Here is a 14,187-nt window from a genome sequence, read left to right on the forward strand (position 1 = left end):
TCAGGGGCGCATGAAGGCGTAGTCGCGTTCGTCATCGAGGTTGTCGGCCAGGAAACACAGCTCCTGGGCCAGGTCCTCGATCGGCCGCACCGCCTTGCTGCGCTCCACCACCTCGCTGAGCAGCGCTCGCAGCGCCAACGCCTCGTCCATCCCCGCCGCGCCGGCCGCCGCCAGCTCCCGATCCAGCATCTCGCGCGCCCATTTGTGCATGGCCATCTCCCGCTCATCGTCTGTGAAGGCGCCATGATCAGCGTGCGGGGGGCTGTGGATAATTGATCGGGATCAAGCTGCCAGGCGTCATGCCCCTGGTGAATTCCCGGCCATCACTTCGGCTCGTCGTCCTTCCAGGGCGCCTGCAGGTAGCGCGAGCGGTTGAAGGTCTCCAGCCAGTCCGGATAGAACACCACCAGCGCCGTCACCGCCGTGCCGTTGATGAAGGCCTCGGGGAACATCACCAGCCAGAGGTAGCCGACGAAGTCCTCCAGCCAGGGAGGCATCGGGAAGATGCCGTCCAGCCAGAGGATGCCCAAACCCAGCAGTGTGCACAGCAGCGCCGCCAGCGCAGCGGGGAAGAAGCCGCAGCAGAAGATGTAGACGAACAGGTTGCGCGGCTGGAAGCGCTCCACCCAGATGGCGCAGCACTCGGTCACCAGCACCGGCAGCAACACCAGCAACGCACCGTTGATGCCGAGCGCGGCGAAGTCCTGGCGTCCCAGCGCCACCAGGCCGAGCTGAGCCGCCAGCCCGCCCAGCACCGCCAGCGGCCAGTCCAGCAACAGCGTCACGGCCGTCATGCCGATGAAGTGGTAGGACACGCCCGAATCGAAATCCCGCCGCACCATCCACAGCAGGAACAACGCCAGCACCGTGCCGAACAGCAGGTGCTGTCGCCGCGTATCGCTGAACAGCTCGACCCACGGGGCCCGCCAGACCGCCCAGGCGATGGCCGGCAGGTAGATGGCCCAGCCCAGGCCCAGGCTGGTGGTGGAGAGCAGCTGGGACGCGATCACTCTGCGGAGGACTCGAGAACGGCACGCAGCGCCGCGGCATCGGTGAAGGTCAGGGTTTCACGCACCACGCCACCTTCCAGGCGCAACAGCAGCACGCTGCCCGCCTCGGCCGGATAACGGGGCGCCACGCGAGACTCGCGGTCCAGCATCACCCGGTAGTTGTAGTCACGCATCGCCGGCACCGCGAAGAGCTTGGCGATCACCGCCGGCATACGACTGACATCGGCGAGGAACACCGCCTTGCGTGCCTCCAGGTAACCCTTGGGTTGCCCCTCCAGCGCCGCCTTGACCAGCTTCGCGCCGTCCATGTCGCGGGCCACCAGCAACAGCCGCAGCCCGTCATCGAGGGTGTAAGGCTGGTCGTACTGGTCCAGCAGCGTCCAGGGCGCGAGCCGTGAACCCTCCTCCTGCGCCTGGGCAAGCCCCATCCACGCCATCAGCACCACCACGAAAACCGCTTTCATTCACTCGCTCCCCTTGTGGAAAAAACCTGGATATCCCCACGCTCGCCCCAGCCCTCCTGCGCCTGCCAGAAGGCCAGCGCCTGCGGCGCATCGCGCAAGACGAAGACATGGGACTTGCCGATGCCCTGCTCGGCCAGCCGCGCCAGCACCTCCTCGAGCATCCTCCGCGCCAGCCCGCGCCCGCGAAAGGCCTCCTCGACCACCAGGTGCTGCAGGTAGCCGCGACGACCATCGTGCCCCGCCATCAGGCAGGCAACCACCTCGTCGCCGGCCTCGACCAGCAGGCTCAGCCCCGGGTTTCGCGCGAGATAGGCGCAGAACGGCGCGTACTCGTCCTCCGGGCGCAGGCGGATACCCGGCGTCCGGCTCCAGAGGGCCAGCAGTCGGGAATGGTCGGCGGGGGTGAGGGTGCGCAGTTGCATGACAGGCTCCAGAACAGGCTCCCGAGTCTATACCAAGGCCCGCCGCACGGCGCCGTGCCCGTATGCCGCGTCGGGCTACCACAGCGAGGCGCGGCGAGGCTAAGCTCCGCTCATGGACGAATCCGACTACCTGCGCCTGCTGACCCGCCAGGCGGAACAGGCCAACGACTTCCTCTCCAACGCCCGCAAGTGGGAACGCGAGCGCTGGGTCTGCCAGCGCCTGCTGCAGGCCCTCAACGTGCCCCATCGGCTGGAGGACTTCAGCACCGGCAGCGAGCCGCCGGACGTGCTGTTCCGCGATGCCGCCTTCGAGGTGTTCTTCGTCCTCGACGAGGGCCGCCGGCTCAACGATGAATGGCGGGCCGAGCTGGAGCGCCGGCGCAGCGCCTTCTCCCTCGCCCAACTGGTGCGGCGCGAAGCCCGGCCCAAGCGCATCGCCACCGCCGAGTTGCAGGGCCGCCTCGCCCCGACGCTGCGCAAGAAGGCCCACAACTACACCGAGCGCGGCCTCGACCTGGGCGAGCTGGACCTGGTCGCCTTCGTCAACCTCAAGCGCTCGGTGCCCGATTTCAACAGCCCCTTCCCGCCGCCCACGGAGTTTCTCCGCCAGGGCTGGCGCTCGCTGTCCATCGTCGGTTCCACCTATGCCCGCGTGCTCTTCGCCCATCCGGATGCCCCGGAATTTCTGCGCGCCAACCTGGGTCGAACGGTGATCTTCGATGCCGGGATCGGCCTGTGACGCAGCAGTCGAATTAATCGCGCCGTCGATTGAGCCTGGCCGAAACACGCAGCTAGAATGAGCCCATTCCCCCGTCGAGGCTTCCCATGACCAGCCGCCTGACACCCGAAGACCAGCAGAGGGTCGACCAGTACCTGAATCTCCCCCAGCACCAGGTGGAACGCGAGCCGTTCAAGCCCTGGCGCCTGCTGGCGATCCTGCTGGTGATGGTGATCGGCCTGGGCCTGCTGAGCCGCCTCCTCGCGCGACTGGTGCTATGAGCCGCCTCCTGCGCTCGCCCGGCGCGACACATAAGAATTCCTATAGCCTTGTGAGATATCCCCATGTCCCATCGTATCGTGATCGTCGGCGGCGGCGCCGGCGGGCTGGAGCTCGCCACCCGTCTGGGTAGAACCCTGGGCAAGAAAGGCCAGGCCAAGGTCATCCTGGCCGATGCCAACCTGACGCACATCTGGAAACCCCTGCTGCACGAAGTGGCCGCCGGCTCCTTGAACTCCACGGAGAACGAGCTCAACTACGTCGCCCAGGGCAAGTGGAACCACTTCGAGTTCCAGCTTGGCCGCATGAGCGGGCTGGACCGCGAGCGCAAGGCCATCCAGCTCGCCGCCACCCTCGACGAGGACGGCCGCGAACTGGTGCCCGCCCGCGAAGTGGCCTACGACACCCTGGTGATAGCCGTCGGCAGCACCACCAACGACTTCGGCACCGAAGGCGCCTCGCGCCACTGCATCTTCCTCGACACCCGCGAGCAGGCCGAGCGCTTCCACCGCCAGTTGCTCAGCCACTACCTGCGCGCCCACGCCCGTGAAGGCAACAGCGACCAGATCAGCGTCGCCATCGTCGGTGCCGGCGCCACGGGCGTCGAGCTGGCCGCCGAGCTGCACCACGCCGCCCGCGAGCTGGCCGCCTACGGCCTGGACAGCATCCAGCCGGAGAACATGCGCATCACCCTGATCGAGGCCGGCCCGCGCGTGCTGCCGGCGCTGCCCGAGCGCATCAGCGCGCCGGTGCACAAGACCCTGGAGCAACTGGGCGTCACCGTGATGACCGGCGCCGCGGTCAGCGAAGTCACCGCCGAGGGCCTGCGCACCGCCCAGGGCGAGGAGATCCCCGCCAGCCTCAAGGTCTGGGCCGCCGGCATCCGCGCCCCCGCCTTCCTCAAGGAGCTCGATGGCCTGGAGAGCAACCGCATCAACCAGTTGGTGGTCAAGCCCAGCCTGCAGACCACCCGCGACGAGAACATCTTCGCCTTCGGCGACTGTGCCGCCTGCCCCCTGGGCGACGGCAGCGACCGCAACGTCCCGCCCCGTGCCCAGGCCGCCCACCAGCAGGCCTCCCTGCTGGTGAAGTCAATGAAGCTGCGCATCGCCGGCCAGCAGGACCTGCCCGAGTACCGCTACAAGGACTACGGCTCGCTGATCTCGCTCTCCAGCTTCAGCGCCGTCGGCAACCTCATGGGCAACCTGATGGGCAGCGTCAAGCTCGAAGGCTGGCTGGCGCGCATGTTCTACATCTCGCTCTACCGCATGCACCAGATGGCGCTCTACGGCAGCTTCCGCACCCTGCTGCTGATGCTCAGCGACCGCATCGGCCGCAGCACCGACCCCCGCCTCAAGCTCCACTGATCCCCCCGGCCGGCATCCCCGCGATGCCGGCTTCCCCACCGCTCGCCACCCCCTCGCGCAACGGTCTGCGCCGCAGCCGTCCGTCGCCCTCTCCCATCCTGCAGATTCGACCGCAAGAAACGGAGTGCAGGGCGGCCTCTTCACGCCGATATTGAGCCCCGCAACGCGTCTGGCCAGGGCGTTTGCGCCATCGGATCGGCGCTACCCGGGCCACTCGCGCACCAGGACCACTACGCAGTAAGGGCTGGAGGAACGCAGCAACCCGGGCACGGCCCGGAACCAGGGTCGATGACAGACAGGAGAGAGTCACCTATGGAACTACGTCATCTTCGCTATTTCCTCGCCGTGGCCGAGGAGCTGAATTTCACCCGCGCCGCCGCGCGCCTGCACATCGAGCAATCGCCCCTGTCCCGGGCCATCAAGGAGCTCGAGTCGGATCTCAACACCCTGCTCTTCGAGCGCAACCCCCGGGGCGTGCAACTGACCTGGGCGGGCACCGTCTTCCTGGAGAACACCAAGCGCATCTTCGCCGCCCTGGAGCAGGCGCGGATGGACATGCGCGGCGTCGCCATGGGCTTTCGCGGCACGCTGCGGGTCGCGGTGTCCGACGGCATCGCCCCGCAGAAGCTCGCCGACCTGCTGGCACGCTGCCGCCAGGAAGAACCGGAGATGGAGATCCGCCTGTTCGAAGTGAGCCACGCCCAGCAGGTCAAGGGCATGCTCGACCACAGCTACGACGTCGGCTTCGCGCGCACCGACAACGCCGTCGACGGCATCTGCGCGCGGCCCATCTGGAGCGACCCGCTGGTCGCCGCCCTGCCCGCCCGCCATCCGCTGCTGTCGCACCGCAAGATCCCGCTCAAGGAGTTGGTGCGCCACCCGCTGATCCTCAGCCACCCCGAGGTGCACGAGGGCCAGCACCAGCAGATCAGCCGCATGCTCAAGGCCAACCTGAGCGAAGCCGAAGAAGCCTCGCTGAACATCGTCGAGCAGTACATCTCCCGCGAAACCATGCAGGCGCTGGTCTCGGCCGGCTACGGCGTCGCCCTCATCTGCGGCACCGAGCACAGCTACCTGCCCGGCAGCGAGATCGTCACCCGTGCCCTGTCCGTGCCCGACTCGGTGCTGACCACCTACCTGCTGCGCCCGGACAGCGAACCCTCGCCGCACCTCTCGCGCTTCCTCGAACGCGTCGAGCAGGTGTGCAACCAGCAGGAAGAGGCGGAAACCTGCCTGTTCTCCGAACTCCACCCGATCGCCCCCGTCTCGCGCCTGGCGCGCGTGGGCCTGTCCTTCAGCGCCGGGGACTTCTCCACGCCATGAATCCCCTCGCCACCCTCGAACGGGCCGTGCCCGATCCAACGCTGGAGCGCATCGAACAGCTCGACTGGCAGGCCCTCGAAGCCGAGCTGGACGCCAATGGCAGCGCCCTGATCCCGCACCTGCTGGACGATGCCGCCTGCGCCCGACTCGCCTCGCTCTACAGCCAGGAGGCAGGCTTCCGCTCGCGCATCGCCATGGAGCGCCAGGGCTTCGGCCGCGGCGAATACAAGTACTTCGCCTACCCGCTGCCCGCGCTGCTCGGGCGCCTGCGCCACCGCCTCTACCCGCCGCTGGCGGCCATCGCCAACCGCTGGAACCAGCGCCTGGGCCTCGACACCCGCTACCCCGCGCGCCTCGACGGCTTCCTCGCCCGCTGCCACCGGGCCGGCCAGCACCGCCCCACGCCCCTGCTGCTGCAGTACGGCCCGGGCTGCTACAACCGCCTGCACCAAGACCTCTATGGCGAGCACGTCTTCCCGCTGCAGCTGGCGGTCCTGCTGTCGGCACCCGAGCAGGACTTCAGCGGCGGCGAGTTCGTCCTCACCGAGAACATCGCCGGGCAGCAGCGGGCGGACGTCGTGCCCCTGGGCAAGGGCGACGCCGTGCTCTTCCCGGTGGACCTGCGTCCCGTGCCCGGCAAGCGCGGCGGCTTCCGCCGCGCCGCTATGCGCCACGGCGTCAGCCTGATCAGGAGCGGCGAGCGCCGCACCCTGGGGCTGATCTTCCATGACGCCAGCTGAGAGCAGCGGATGAACGCCCCCCTCCTCCCCGCCTCCCGGCAGGCGGGCTGAACATGCCCATTCGCCCACAGGACATCGGCCCTGCCGCCTTCCTCGAGCCCGGCACGGCAGCCAGCGGCCCGAGCGAAGACGACCCGGCCGCGCGCCTGCGGGTGATCAGTGCCTTCCAGGCACTGGTGGATGCCAGGCAGGCCCGCTGGCACACGGATGATTCGGGCCTAACCGAGCTGCACCTGGACAGCGGGGAAATCTTCCTGCTCCGTCCCCACAGCGTCACTCGACTGCGATAAGGAGATTGCCATGACATTGATGATGAGCCGCCTGAGTTCGCCCCTGCGCGAACTGCTGCTGGTGACCGACGAACAGCAACGCATCCGCGCCCTGGGCTTCGGCGACTACAAGCGCCAGCTCACGCGCTCCCTGAAGGACCGGCCGAGCGCCAAGGACCTTCCCGAGATCCCGGCGCCCAAGGCGATAGCCACCGCCCTGCGCCGCTACTTCGAAGGCGATTGCGATGCGCTCGACGAACTGGTCGTGGAACCCAACGGCACGCCCTTCCAGCTCCAGGTCTGGGCGGCGCTGCGGCAGATTCCCGCCGGCACCACCCGCAGCTATGGCCAACTGGCCCGCGACCTGGGCCTGGAGGACCCCCGTGCCGCCATCGACATCGGCGTGGCCAACGCCGCCAACCCCATCGCCATCGTCATCCCCTGCCACCGGGTGATCGCCGCCAACGGTGAGCTGCGCGGCTACGCCTGGGGCCTGGAGCGCAAGCGCTGGCTGCTGGAGCACGAGAAGGCCCTGCGCCCCGTCGTGGCCGAGCCGCGAACCGCCGCCCTGTTCTGACGCAGCGCCCGGCACGGGAGGCGAAAGGCGTTCATCACGCCTAACCTCCAGCGCCCCTCCGCCCGCAGCGGAACGCCTGGGCGGAACCACGGTGAATTCGAACGCAAGAACCGGAGTTCTTGCGTTCGGGTTCGGTTTTAACCTGCAATAGTCAACGGTCTTTCTGGATAACCACCATGAGCAGGAACCTGCAAGAAACCGCTCTCTACATCACGGACGATCAACGCTGGGCAGCCGTCAGGGCCCGCGACAGCGCCGCCGACGACCAGTTCGTCTATGCGGTGAAGACCACCGGCGTCTACTGCCGCCCCAGCTCCTCGACCCGTCTGCCCAACCGCAAGAACGTCGAGTTCTTCGACACCCCGGCCGCCGCCGAAGCCGCCGGCTATCGCGCCAGCCGCAGCCTGGCGGGGGACCGCACCAGCACCGCCGCCCGCCGTGCCGCCCTGATCGCCGAAGCCTGCCGCACCATCGAGGCGGCCGACTCGCCGCTCAACCTCAACCAGTTGGCGGCACGCTCGGGCATGAGCCCCTCGCACTTCCACCGGGTGTTCAAGACCGAGACCGGGCTGACCCCGAAGGCCTACGTCTCGGCCTACCGCGCCCGCCGCCTGCGCCGCGAGCTCAGCGATGTCGGCACCTCGGTGACCGACGCCATCTACGGCGCCGGTTTCAACTCCAACAGCCGCTTCTACGAAACCTCCGACCAGTTGCTGGGCATGCGCGCCAGCGAATACCGCGATGGCGGAGCCGGCGCCTCGATCCACTTCGCCGTGGCCCAGTGCTCGCTGGGCGCCATCCTCGTCGCGCAGAGCCAGCGCGGGGTCTGCGCCATCCTCCTGGGCGACGACCCCGACGCCCTGGTACGAGACCTGCAGGACCAGTTCCCCAAGGCCCAGCTGGTCGGCGGCGACGCGGACTTCGAGCGCCTGGTGGCCCAGGTCGTCGGCTTCATCGAAGCCCCCTCGCTCGGCCTCAACCTGCCCCTGGACGTGCGCGGCACCGCCTTCCAGGAGCGGGTGTGGCAGGCCCTGCGGGACATCCCGCCAGGCACCACCGTCAGCTACACCGACATCGCCGAACGCATCGGTGCGCCCAAGGCGGTACGCGCGGTGGCCCAGGCCTGCGGGGCCAACCACATCGCCGTGGCCATCCCCTGCCACCGCGTGGTGCGCCGCAACGGCGACCTCTCCGGCTACCGCTGGGGCATCGAGCGCAAGCGCGAGCTGTTGCAACGCGAAGCCAAGCCGGCAGCCGCCCCCAGCGTGCCGCCCCGTGCCAAGCAGGCCGTGGCGCAGCCATGAGCCTGGACTGGCCGTCGCTGATCCACTGCCTGGATGAAGACGGCTACGCCCTGCTGCCCGGCCTGCTGGATGCCGGCACGGTGCAGCAGTGGCGGCGGCAGGCGCAGGGCATGGGCACCCGCCTCGCCCCCCTCGAACCCGGCTGCGGCGAGTGGCTCGCCACGGCCGGGGCCCTGCCCGGCGAACTCGGCGACGGGCTCTACCCCGCGCTGGCCCGGCTGGCCAATCGCTGGAGCGAGGAACTGGACGAGCCCGGGCGCTACCCGACCGGGCCGGCCGGCGCCATCGATGCACGGCTCTGCCATCTCGGCTCGGGTGAGTACCTGGCGTTGCGACAAGGCGACGGCACCGCTGCCCTGCCCCTGCGTCTGGCCATTCTCCTGGCCTGCCCCCGGAACGACTTCACCGGCGGCGAATTCGTCGTCACCGAACAGCGTCCGCGCATGCAATCGCGCGCCACGGTGCTGCCCCTGCGCCAGGGGGACGCCGTGCTGTTCAGCGACGGCCGCCGCCCAGTGCGCAACAGCCTCGGCCAGCTCTACGGTGCCGGTCTCAAGCACGGCACCAGCCGCGTGCGCAGCGGCCAGCGCCTGAGCCTGGAGCTGGGCTTCCCCGCCGGGCGCTGACCATGCCGGACAAGACCTGGACCCTGGTCGGCGCCGACGGCCGCCCCTTTGCCAGCCACCGCCCCGGCACCCTCGGCGGCCACCGCCGCAACAGGCTCTACGGCCGACTCGACTGCCGCAGCGCCCTGCAGGCCCTCGCCCGTGGTGGCTACCAGGCGCAGCGGGTGTTCTTCCTCGATGAGGCCACGGCGCTCGCCGCCGGCTATCGGCCTTGCGCGGTGTGCCTGCCGGAGCGGTACAGGATGTGGAAGGCGGGGGAACTGGGTGTTCAGGTGAAGCCTGATCGCGAATGAATTCGCGCCTACAGAACAATGCCAATGCACGGGGGCGAGCGTCGCGTAGGGTGGAGGTCGCTCTTCACCTCCACCAGGCGGGGTCGAACAGGGCACGCCGTCATGCCCGACGCGTTGCATTGAAACCCGCCCCCGCACGGTGGATGGGTGAAGCGTCATCCACGCTGCCGCCAGCACCTATGGGGCCGGCGTGGGCGCCAGGGCCTGCGGGGCCGGTTCGGCGGGTACGCGCGAGCGCTCGGCGATGCGCTTGCCTATCGCGATCATCGGTTTCTCCACCGTGCGGTGGATCAGTTCGGTGGCGCCGAACACCAGCACCAGCATCAGCACCGTGTACTGCGGCCACAGCGCATCGGTGATGGCGATGCCCTCGCTGCGGGTGTAGCGGAACATCAGCTCCAGGGTCAGGTAGAACATCGGGATGTGCACCAGGTACAGGGTGTAGGAGCGCTTGCCGAGGTAGTCCAGCGCCCACTGCAGCGGCTGCGGGAAGACGATCAGGTTGCCCTCGCAGGCCGCCATGAACACCATCACCAGCGACAAGGCGCAGACCACCGGGATCGCCAGGGTGTTGCCGAAGCCGATGGCGGTGACGCTGCCCAGCACCAGCGCCAGCAGCACCACCACCCAGGCCCCGGCGTAGCGGTATTGCCCGGCGCGCACGCGGATCGCCTCGAACCAGCCCTGGGTGGTGGCCAGGTACAGCAGGCAGCCGTAGAGCAGCCCGTCGCAGCGGGTCTGGGTGAAGAAGAACACTTTCATCGGGTCGGAAAGGCTGAAGGGCCGCAGCACCAGGCTCACCAGCAGCAGCCCGCCCACCAGTGCCATCACCCGCGCGCGAGTGCTCTTGAGCACCAGCAGGAACAGCGGATAGAACAGGTAGAACTGCTCCTCCACCGACAGGCTCCAGTAGGGCGCCAGCGGCACGCCTTCGGCGATCTTGTTGTCCGGCAGCCAGAAGTTGAAGGTGTAGGTGAAGATGCCCAGCGCCGCCTGGGCGTTGTACACCGGCGAGGCGAAGTACTGCCCCTGGTTGAGGAACAGGCTGCAGGCCATCACCAGCGCCACCACCACCCAGGCCACCGGCAGGATGCGGAACACCCGGCGCACGTAGAAGGCCTTGATGCAGGCCGCCCGCTGCACGCCGCTGCGCAACCCGTCCAGTTGCTCCAGCAGGGTGCGCGAGATGATGTAGCCGGAGATCACGAAGAACAGGTCGACCCCCGCCCAGGCGTTGCCGAACAGGTCGAGCACCGACTCGGGCTTGGGGTAGTGCATGGTGAAGGTCCAGGGGTAGAACACCTGGTACAGGTGGACGTAGAAGGTCAGCAGCACGGCGATGGCACGCAGCCGGTCGAGTTCGAGGTTCCTCGACGCACCGGCATGGGCCGCGGGCGCGCCGGCAGGCAGTTCGGTCTTCATGTTCATGGTGTCTACCCCTGGCGGCCCGTGGTTACAGCTTGGTGCCGCCGTCGACGCTGAGGATGTCCCCGGTGATCCAGCGCGAGGCGTCGGAGGCCAGGAACAGCGCCGCATCGGCGATGTCCTCCGGCTGCGCGATGCGTTGCAGGGCCTGGATGCCGAGCACGAAGTCGCGCCCCTCGTCGCTGCGCACGAAGCTGGACATCTCGGTGTCCACCACCCCCGGGGCCAGGCCGTTGACGCGGATGCCGCGCCCGCCGAGCGCCTGGGCGAAGTGCAGCACCAGGGTGTCCAGCGCGCCCTTGGTGGCGGCGTAGGCGGGAATATCGCCGACCGCCGAGCGCGCGCCCAGGGACGAGATCAGCACCAGGCTGCTGCCCTCGCCCAGCAGCGGCAGCAGCTGCTGGACCAGGAAGAACGGCGCGCGCACGTTGACCGCGAACAGGCGATCGAAGTCCTCGATGCGCGTGTCCTCCAGCGTCGCCGTCTGGGCGATGCCGGCGCTGGCCACCAGCACATCCAGGCGACGCACGCGCTCGCCCACTTCGGCAGCGAGGATGCGCGGCCCTTCGGCGCTGGCGAGGTCGGCCACCAGCACGTCGGCGCGGCCCCCCCGGTCGCGGATCTCGGTGACCACGCCCTGGGCCTCGTCGAGGCCACGGTTGCAGTGCACCAGCACATAGGCACCGGCGGCGCCGAGCGCCAGGGCGGTGGCCTTGCCGATGCCACGTGAGGCGCCGGTGACCAGGGCGTTCTTGGAAAGCAGGGAGTGCTGCATGGCGATACCTCGCAGGAAAGGGTGATGGGTCAGAACGGCAGCTCGCGCAGGGCGCGGCGGGCGAAATAGTCGAAGGTGGCGCGGCTGCGCGTGGGCTGGAGGATCCAGTCGTGGGCCTCGCGGGCCAGGGCCGGGTCGATGTCGCGGATCTCCCCCGCCGCCTCGGCCAGCAGTTGCATGCGCGCCGTGCGCTCCACCTGCACGGCGAGCACGCAGGCTTCCTCGACGCTGCGCGCGGCGATCACCAGGCCATGGTGGGCGAGCAGCGCGGCGCGACGGTGCTCCAGCACCGAGGCGATCAGCTCGCCCTCCTCGTTGCCCACCGGCACGCCCGGCCAGCGCGCGAGAAAGGACACCTCGTCGTAGAGCATGCAGCTGTCCATGTGCGCCACCTTCAGCGGGCGCTCCAGCAGCGACAACGCGCTGGCGTGCATGGGGTGGGTGTGGACGATGCAGTTCACGTCGGGGCGCGCGCGGTAGATCCAGGAATGGAAGCGGTTGGCCGGGTTGGCCATGCCGTCGCCGGCCATCACCACCAGGTCCTCGTCCACCTCCAGCAGGTTGGCCGGGGTGATCTCGTCGAAGCCCAGCCCCAGGCGCTGGGTCAGGTAGCGGCCCGGGGTCTCGGTGCGCGCGGTGATCTGCCCGGCGAGGCCGGAATCGTGGCCGTGGGTGAAGAGGATGCGGCAGGTCAGCGCGACCTTCTCGCGCAGCGGCCGCTCCGTCGCCACCAGGTGGGTCTTCATGGCGTCGACGCTCTGGTCGATCAACTCGGCCTTCTCGGCCAGCAGGGTCTTCATGGCGGTGCCTCGGATTCGTTGGGAAAAGGCCCGCGCCGGTCAGGGCGCGGGCACCGGCTCAGGCCGTGGCGGCGTGGTGGTGCGAGCGACGCTCCTCCACCAGCACCCGCGCGGCGAGCTGGGCGACGCTGAGCACCGAGGCGTGGATGTTCACCGCCGGCATCTCGGGGATCACCGAGGCGTCCACCACCCGCAGCCCGTCCACGCCCCAGACCCTGAAGCGCGCATCCACCACGCTGCTGGCCGGGTCGCGGCCGGCGGAGCAGGTGCCGGTGTAGTGCAGGCCGGGGCCGGCGTTGCGAGCGATGAAGGCGAGCTTCTCGGCGTAGGTGCGCAGCGGGTCCGCCGGGTAGAGGCCACCGTTGAACCCGGCCAGCGCCCGGCTCGCGCCCAGGGCCAGGCCGCGCTCGAGGGCGAAGACCATGTTGTCGCGGTCGATGCGCTCGGCGAGGTAGCCCGGGTCCAGCAGCATGCTCTGGCGCGGGTCCGTGCCGGCCAGGCGCGCGCGGCCACGGCTGCGCGGCTTGGCGAGGAAGGGGATCAGGGTGTAGGAGCCGCCGGCCGGCGCCTGCAGCGGGCCGAAGGGATACTGCATGCCCGCCACCTGCACGTCCGGGGCGAGGTGCGCCGGGCCGTTGCTGTAGTACGACATGGTCGACACGCCGTTGGACAGCTGCGGCGGCACGAACACCCGGGAGCGGTACTGCAGGCTCAGCAGCAGGTGGTCCTGCAGGTTGCGCCCCACCGCCGGCAGGTGCTGGCGCACCGGGATGCCCTGGGCACGCAGCTCGTCCAGCGGGCCGATGCCGGAGAGCATCAGCAGCTTGGGCGACTCGCAGGTGCCGGCGCAGAGAATGGTCTCGCGGCTGGCGCGGATCTGCACCAGGGCGTTGTCCACCAGCACGCGCACGCCCTGGCAGCGGTTGCCCTGGATGATCAGGTTTGTGATCAGCGCATCGGACAGCACGCTGAGGTTGCGTCGCGCCAGGGCCGGCACCAGGAAGGCCTGGGCCGGGCCGACCCGGTAGCCGTCGGCGGTGGCGTTGACCTCGGTGACCCCGGCGCCGTTCAACGGGCGGCCGGCGTTCAGCTCGATGGTGCGCAGGCCGGTGTCGGCACTGGCGCCCAGGTAGGCGGCAGTGAGCGGGTGCGGGTCGGCATAGCGGCCGACGCGGATGCGCGAGGGGCCGTTACCGAGGCTGCCCACCGGCCGCGCCATGTCGTCGTAGGCGCGGTGCAGCGCCTCGACGCTCCAGGGGCCGCCGACGTGGCGCTGCCACTGGGCCAGGTCGCGGGGGTCGCCGCGCAGCCAGATCATCGCGTTGATGCTGCCGGAGCCGCCCACCACCTTGCCGGCGGCCAGCGCCTGCTGGCGGCTGTCGAGCTGCGCCTGTGGCGTGCTCTGGCGGGCCCAGTCGGTGTCGCTGCCGATGTTCTGCAGCCACAGCGCCACTTCGCGGATCTTCGGCTGGTCGATGCGGTGGCTGCCGGCCTCGATCAGCAGCACCGAGGCGCCGGTGGCGGACAGGCGGTCGGCCAGCAGGCAACCGGAGGAGCCGGCGCCGACGATCACGTAGTCGTAGTCCTGGCGGTGGGAGGGGCGGCCACCGCGCTCGCCGGCCAGCGTGGCGGCGGGCAGCAGGCCCAGGCTCGCGGCACCGGCGCCGGCCCCCAGGGCCAGCAGGCGGGAGAGGAAATCGCGCCGGCCGGAGGGACCGAAGCCGGCTGCGCCCTCGACGTGCGAGTCGAGCGACGGGAAAGGGTTGCGGTTCTTCATGTTCGTTCCTGAACGGGG

The 14,187-nt window shown here is 69.6% G+C and carries 18 protein-coding genes; 10 read left to right on the forward strand and 8 right to left on the reverse strand.

Features of this window, described 5'->3' with window-relative positions; all coding sequences use genetic code 11:
• From ACYJSS_RS14825 to ACYJSS_RS14840, 4 genes are all read right to left on the reverse strand, one after another.
• The gene (locus ACYJSS_RS14825; RefSeq protein WP_371921727.1) at positions 1–210 is read right to left on the reverse strand and encodes a hypothetical protein; all 210 of its coding nucleotides are present in this window, start codon (positions 208–210) and stop codon (positions 1–3) included.
• 113 nt (positions 211–323) lie between these two features.
• On the reverse strand, positions 324–1,010 hold the full coding sequence (locus ACYJSS_RS14830) for an energy-coupling factor ABC transporter permease (protein ID WP_111263620.1): 687 nt from the start codon (positions 1,008–1,010) through the stop codon (positions 324–326).
• Entirely contained in the window at positions 1,007–1,474 is a 468-nt protein-coding gene (locus ACYJSS_RS14835; RefSeq protein WP_111263619.1) for an FAD/FMN-containing dehydrogenase, read from the reverse strand. The genes ACYJSS_RS14830 and ACYJSS_RS14835 overlap by 4 nt, the downstream gene beginning before the upstream one ends.
• Positions 1,471–1,896 (reverse strand): GNAT family N-acetyltransferase, encoded by a 426-nt coding sequence (locus tag ACYJSS_RS14840; protein WP_111263618.1) that lies wholly within the window; start codon positions 1,894–1,896, stop codon positions 1,471–1,473. The genes ACYJSS_RS14835 and ACYJSS_RS14840 overlap by 4 nt, the downstream gene beginning before the upstream one ends.
• Positions 1,897–2,008: 112 nt before the next feature.
• On the opposite strand from ACYJSS_RS14840, the gene ACYJSS_RS14845 reads away from it, so the two are divergent.
• The 10 genes from ACYJSS_RS14845 to ACYJSS_RS14890 all read left to right on the forward strand — a co-directional run bounded on the left by ACYJSS_RS14845 (position 2,009) and on the right by ACYJSS_RS14890 (position 9,392).
• Positions 2,009–2,635: a DUF1780 domain-containing protein gene (locus ACYJSS_RS14845; RefSeq protein WP_111263617.1), complete on the forward strand. Its 627-nt coding sequence runs from the start codon at positions 2,009–2,011 to the stop codon at positions 2,633–2,635.
• A gap of 86 nt (positions 2,636–2,721) precedes the next feature.
• Positions 2,722–2,895 carry a DUF3094 family protein gene (locus tag ACYJSS_RS14850; RefSeq protein ID WP_111263616.1) on the forward strand — a complete coding sequence of 58 codons (174 nt, stop codon included), beginning with the start codon at positions 2,722–2,724 and terminating at the stop codon, positions 2,893–2,895.
• Positions 2,896–2,958: 63 nt separating this feature from the next.
• On the forward strand, positions 2,959–4,260 hold the full coding sequence (locus ACYJSS_RS14855) for an NAD(P)/FAD-dependent oxidoreductase (RefSeq protein ID WP_111263615.1): 1,302 nt from the start codon (positions 2,959–2,961) through the stop codon (positions 4,258–4,260).
• A gap of 312 nt (positions 4,261–4,572) precedes the next feature.
• A complete protein-coding gene (locus tag ACYJSS_RS14860) occupies positions 4,573–5,583 on the forward strand; it encodes a LysR family transcriptional regulator (RefSeq protein ID WP_111259782.1) in 1,011 nt (336 codons plus the stop codon).
• Complete coding sequence (locus tag ACYJSS_RS14865; RefSeq protein WP_236204753.1) at positions 5,580–6,323, forward strand: 2OG-Fe(II) oxygenase; 744 nt, start codon at positions 5,580–5,582, stop codon at positions 6,321–6,323. The genes ACYJSS_RS14860 and ACYJSS_RS14865 overlap by 4 nt, the downstream gene beginning before the upstream one ends.
• Before the next feature lie 53 nt (positions 6,324–6,376).
• Entirely contained in the window at positions 6,377–6,613 is a 237-nt protein-coding gene (locus tag ACYJSS_RS14870) for a hypothetical protein (RefSeq protein ID WP_111259780.1), read from the forward strand.
• 10 nt (positions 6,614–6,623) lie between these two features.
• Positions 6,624–7,169, forward strand: a complete 546-nt coding sequence (locus tag ACYJSS_RS14875) for a methylated-DNA--[protein]-cysteine S-methyltransferase (protein ID WP_111259779.1) — start codon at positions 6,624–6,626, stop codon at positions 7,167–7,169.
• A gap of 176 nt (positions 7,170–7,345) precedes the next feature.
• A complete protein-coding gene (gene ada, locus ACYJSS_RS14880) occupies positions 7,346–8,473 on the forward strand; it encodes a bifunctional DNA-binding transcriptional regulator/O6-methylguanine-DNA methyltransferase Ada (protein ID WP_111259778.1) in 1,128 nt (375 codons plus the stop codon).
• Complete coding sequence (locus tag ACYJSS_RS14885) at positions 8,470–9,099, forward strand: 2OG-Fe(II) oxygenase (RefSeq protein WP_111259777.1); 630 nt, start codon at positions 8,470–8,472, stop codon at positions 9,097–9,099. The genes ada and ACYJSS_RS14885 overlap by 4 nt, the downstream gene beginning before the upstream one ends.
• Positions 9,100–9,101: 2 nt before the next feature.
• Positions 9,102–9,392 (forward strand): Ada metal-binding domain-containing protein, encoded by a 291-nt coding sequence (locus tag ACYJSS_RS14890; RefSeq protein WP_111259776.1) that lies wholly within the window; start codon positions 9,102–9,104, stop codon positions 9,390–9,392.
• 177 nt (positions 9,393–9,569) lie between these two features.
• Here ACYJSS_RS14890 and ACYJSS_RS14895 read toward each other — a convergent pair whose 3' ends face one another.
• The 4 genes from ACYJSS_RS14895 to ACYJSS_RS14910 are packed head-to-tail and all read right to left on the reverse strand — an operon-like array spanning position 9,570 to position 14,169.
• Positions 9,570–10,820, reverse strand: coding sequence for an acyltransferase family protein (locus ACYJSS_RS14895; protein ID WP_158545566.1), 1,251 nt, complete (start codon positions 10,818–10,820; stop codon positions 9,570–9,572).
• 25 nt (positions 10,821–10,845) lie between these two features.
• The gene (locus ACYJSS_RS14900) at positions 10,846–11,592 is read right to left on the reverse strand and encodes an SDR family NAD(P)-dependent oxidoreductase (RefSeq protein WP_111259774.1); all 747 of its coding nucleotides are present in this window, start codon (positions 11,590–11,592) and stop codon (positions 10,846–10,848) included.
• A gap of 29 nt (positions 11,593–11,621) precedes the next feature.
• Complete coding sequence (locus ACYJSS_RS14905) at positions 11,622–12,392, reverse strand: aldolase (RefSeq protein ID WP_111259773.1); 771 nt, start codon at positions 12,390–12,392, stop codon at positions 11,622–11,624.
• A gap of 58 nt (positions 12,393–12,450) precedes the next feature.
• Entirely contained in the window at positions 12,451–14,169 is a 1,719-nt protein-coding gene (locus ACYJSS_RS14910; protein WP_236204754.1) for a GMC family oxidoreductase, read from the reverse strand.
• Positions 14,170–14,187: the final 18 nt, after the last annotated feature.

The organism is Pseudomonas sp. No.21 (assembly GCF_054558415.1).

What these genes read in the sequence shown, in the direction of transcription:
- ACYJSS_RS14875 (WP_111259779.1), top strand. Translation starts at nt 6,624, where the DNA reads ATGACATTGATGATGAGCCGCCTGAGTTCGCCCCTGCGCGAACTGCTG.
- ACYJSS_RS14870 (WP_111259780.1), top strand. Translation starts at nt 6,377, where the DNA reads ATGCCCATTCGCCCACAGGACATCGGCCCTGCCGCCTTCCTCGAGCCC.
- ACYJSS_RS14905 (WP_111259773.1), bottom strand. Translation starts at nt 12,392, where the DNA reads ATGAAGACCCTGCTGGCCGAGAAGGCCGAGTTGATCGACCAGAGCGTC.
- ACYJSS_RS14850 (WP_111263616.1), top strand. Translation starts at nt 2,722, where the DNA reads ATGACCAGCCGCCTGACACCCGAAGACCAGCAGAGGGTCGACCAGTAC.
- ada (WP_111259778.1), top strand. Translation starts at nt 7,346, where the DNA reads ATGAGCAGGAACCTGCAAGAAACCGCTCTCTACATCACGGACGATCAA.
- ACYJSS_RS14825 (WP_371921727.1), bottom strand. Translation starts at nt 210, where the DNA reads ATGCACAAATGGGCGCGCGAGATGCTGGATCGGGAGCTGGCGGCGGCC.
- ACYJSS_RS14860 (WP_111259782.1), top strand. Translation starts at nt 4,573, where the DNA reads ATGGAACTACGTCATCTTCGCTATTTCCTCGCCGTGGCCGAGGAGCTG.
- ACYJSS_RS14835 (WP_111263619.1), bottom strand. Translation starts at nt 1,474, where the DNA reads ATGAAAGCGGTTTTCGTGGTGGTGCTGATGGCGTGGATGGGGCTTGCC.
- ACYJSS_RS14865 (WP_236204753.1), top strand. Translation starts at nt 5,580, where the DNA reads ATGAATCCCCTCGCCACCCTCGAACGGGCCGTGCCCGATCCAACGCTG.
- ACYJSS_RS14910 (WP_236204754.1), bottom strand. Translation starts at nt 14,169, where the DNA reads ATGAAGAACCGCAACCCTTTCCCGTCGCTCGACTCGCACGTCGAGGGC.
- ACYJSS_RS14840 (WP_111263618.1), bottom strand. Translation starts at nt 1,896, where the DNA reads ATGCAACTGCGCACCCTCACCCCCGCCGACCATTCCCGACTGCTGGCC.
- ACYJSS_RS14890 (WP_111259776.1), top strand. Translation starts at nt 9,102, where the DNA reads ATGCCGGACAAGACCTGGACCCTGGTCGGCGCCGACGGCCGCCCCTTT.
- ACYJSS_RS14895 (WP_158545566.1), bottom strand. Translation starts at nt 10,820, where the DNA reads ATGAACATGAAGACCGAACTGCCTGCCGGCGCGCCCGCGGCCCATGCC.
- ACYJSS_RS14900 (WP_111259774.1), bottom strand. Translation starts at nt 11,592, where the DNA reads ATGCAGCACTCCCTGCTTTCCAAGAACGCCCTGGTCACCGGCGCCTCA.
- ACYJSS_RS14855 (WP_111263615.1), top strand. Translation starts at nt 2,959, where the DNA reads ATGTCCCATCGTATCGTGATCGTCGGCGGCGGCGCCGGCGGGCTGGAG.
- ACYJSS_RS14885 (WP_111259777.1), top strand. Translation starts at nt 8,470, where the DNA reads ATGAGCCTGGACTGGCCGTCGCTGATCCACTGCCTGGATGAAGACGGC.
- ACYJSS_RS14845 (WP_111263617.1), top strand. Translation starts at nt 2,009, where the DNA reads ATGGACGAATCCGACTACCTGCGCCTGCTGACCCGCCAGGCGGAACAG.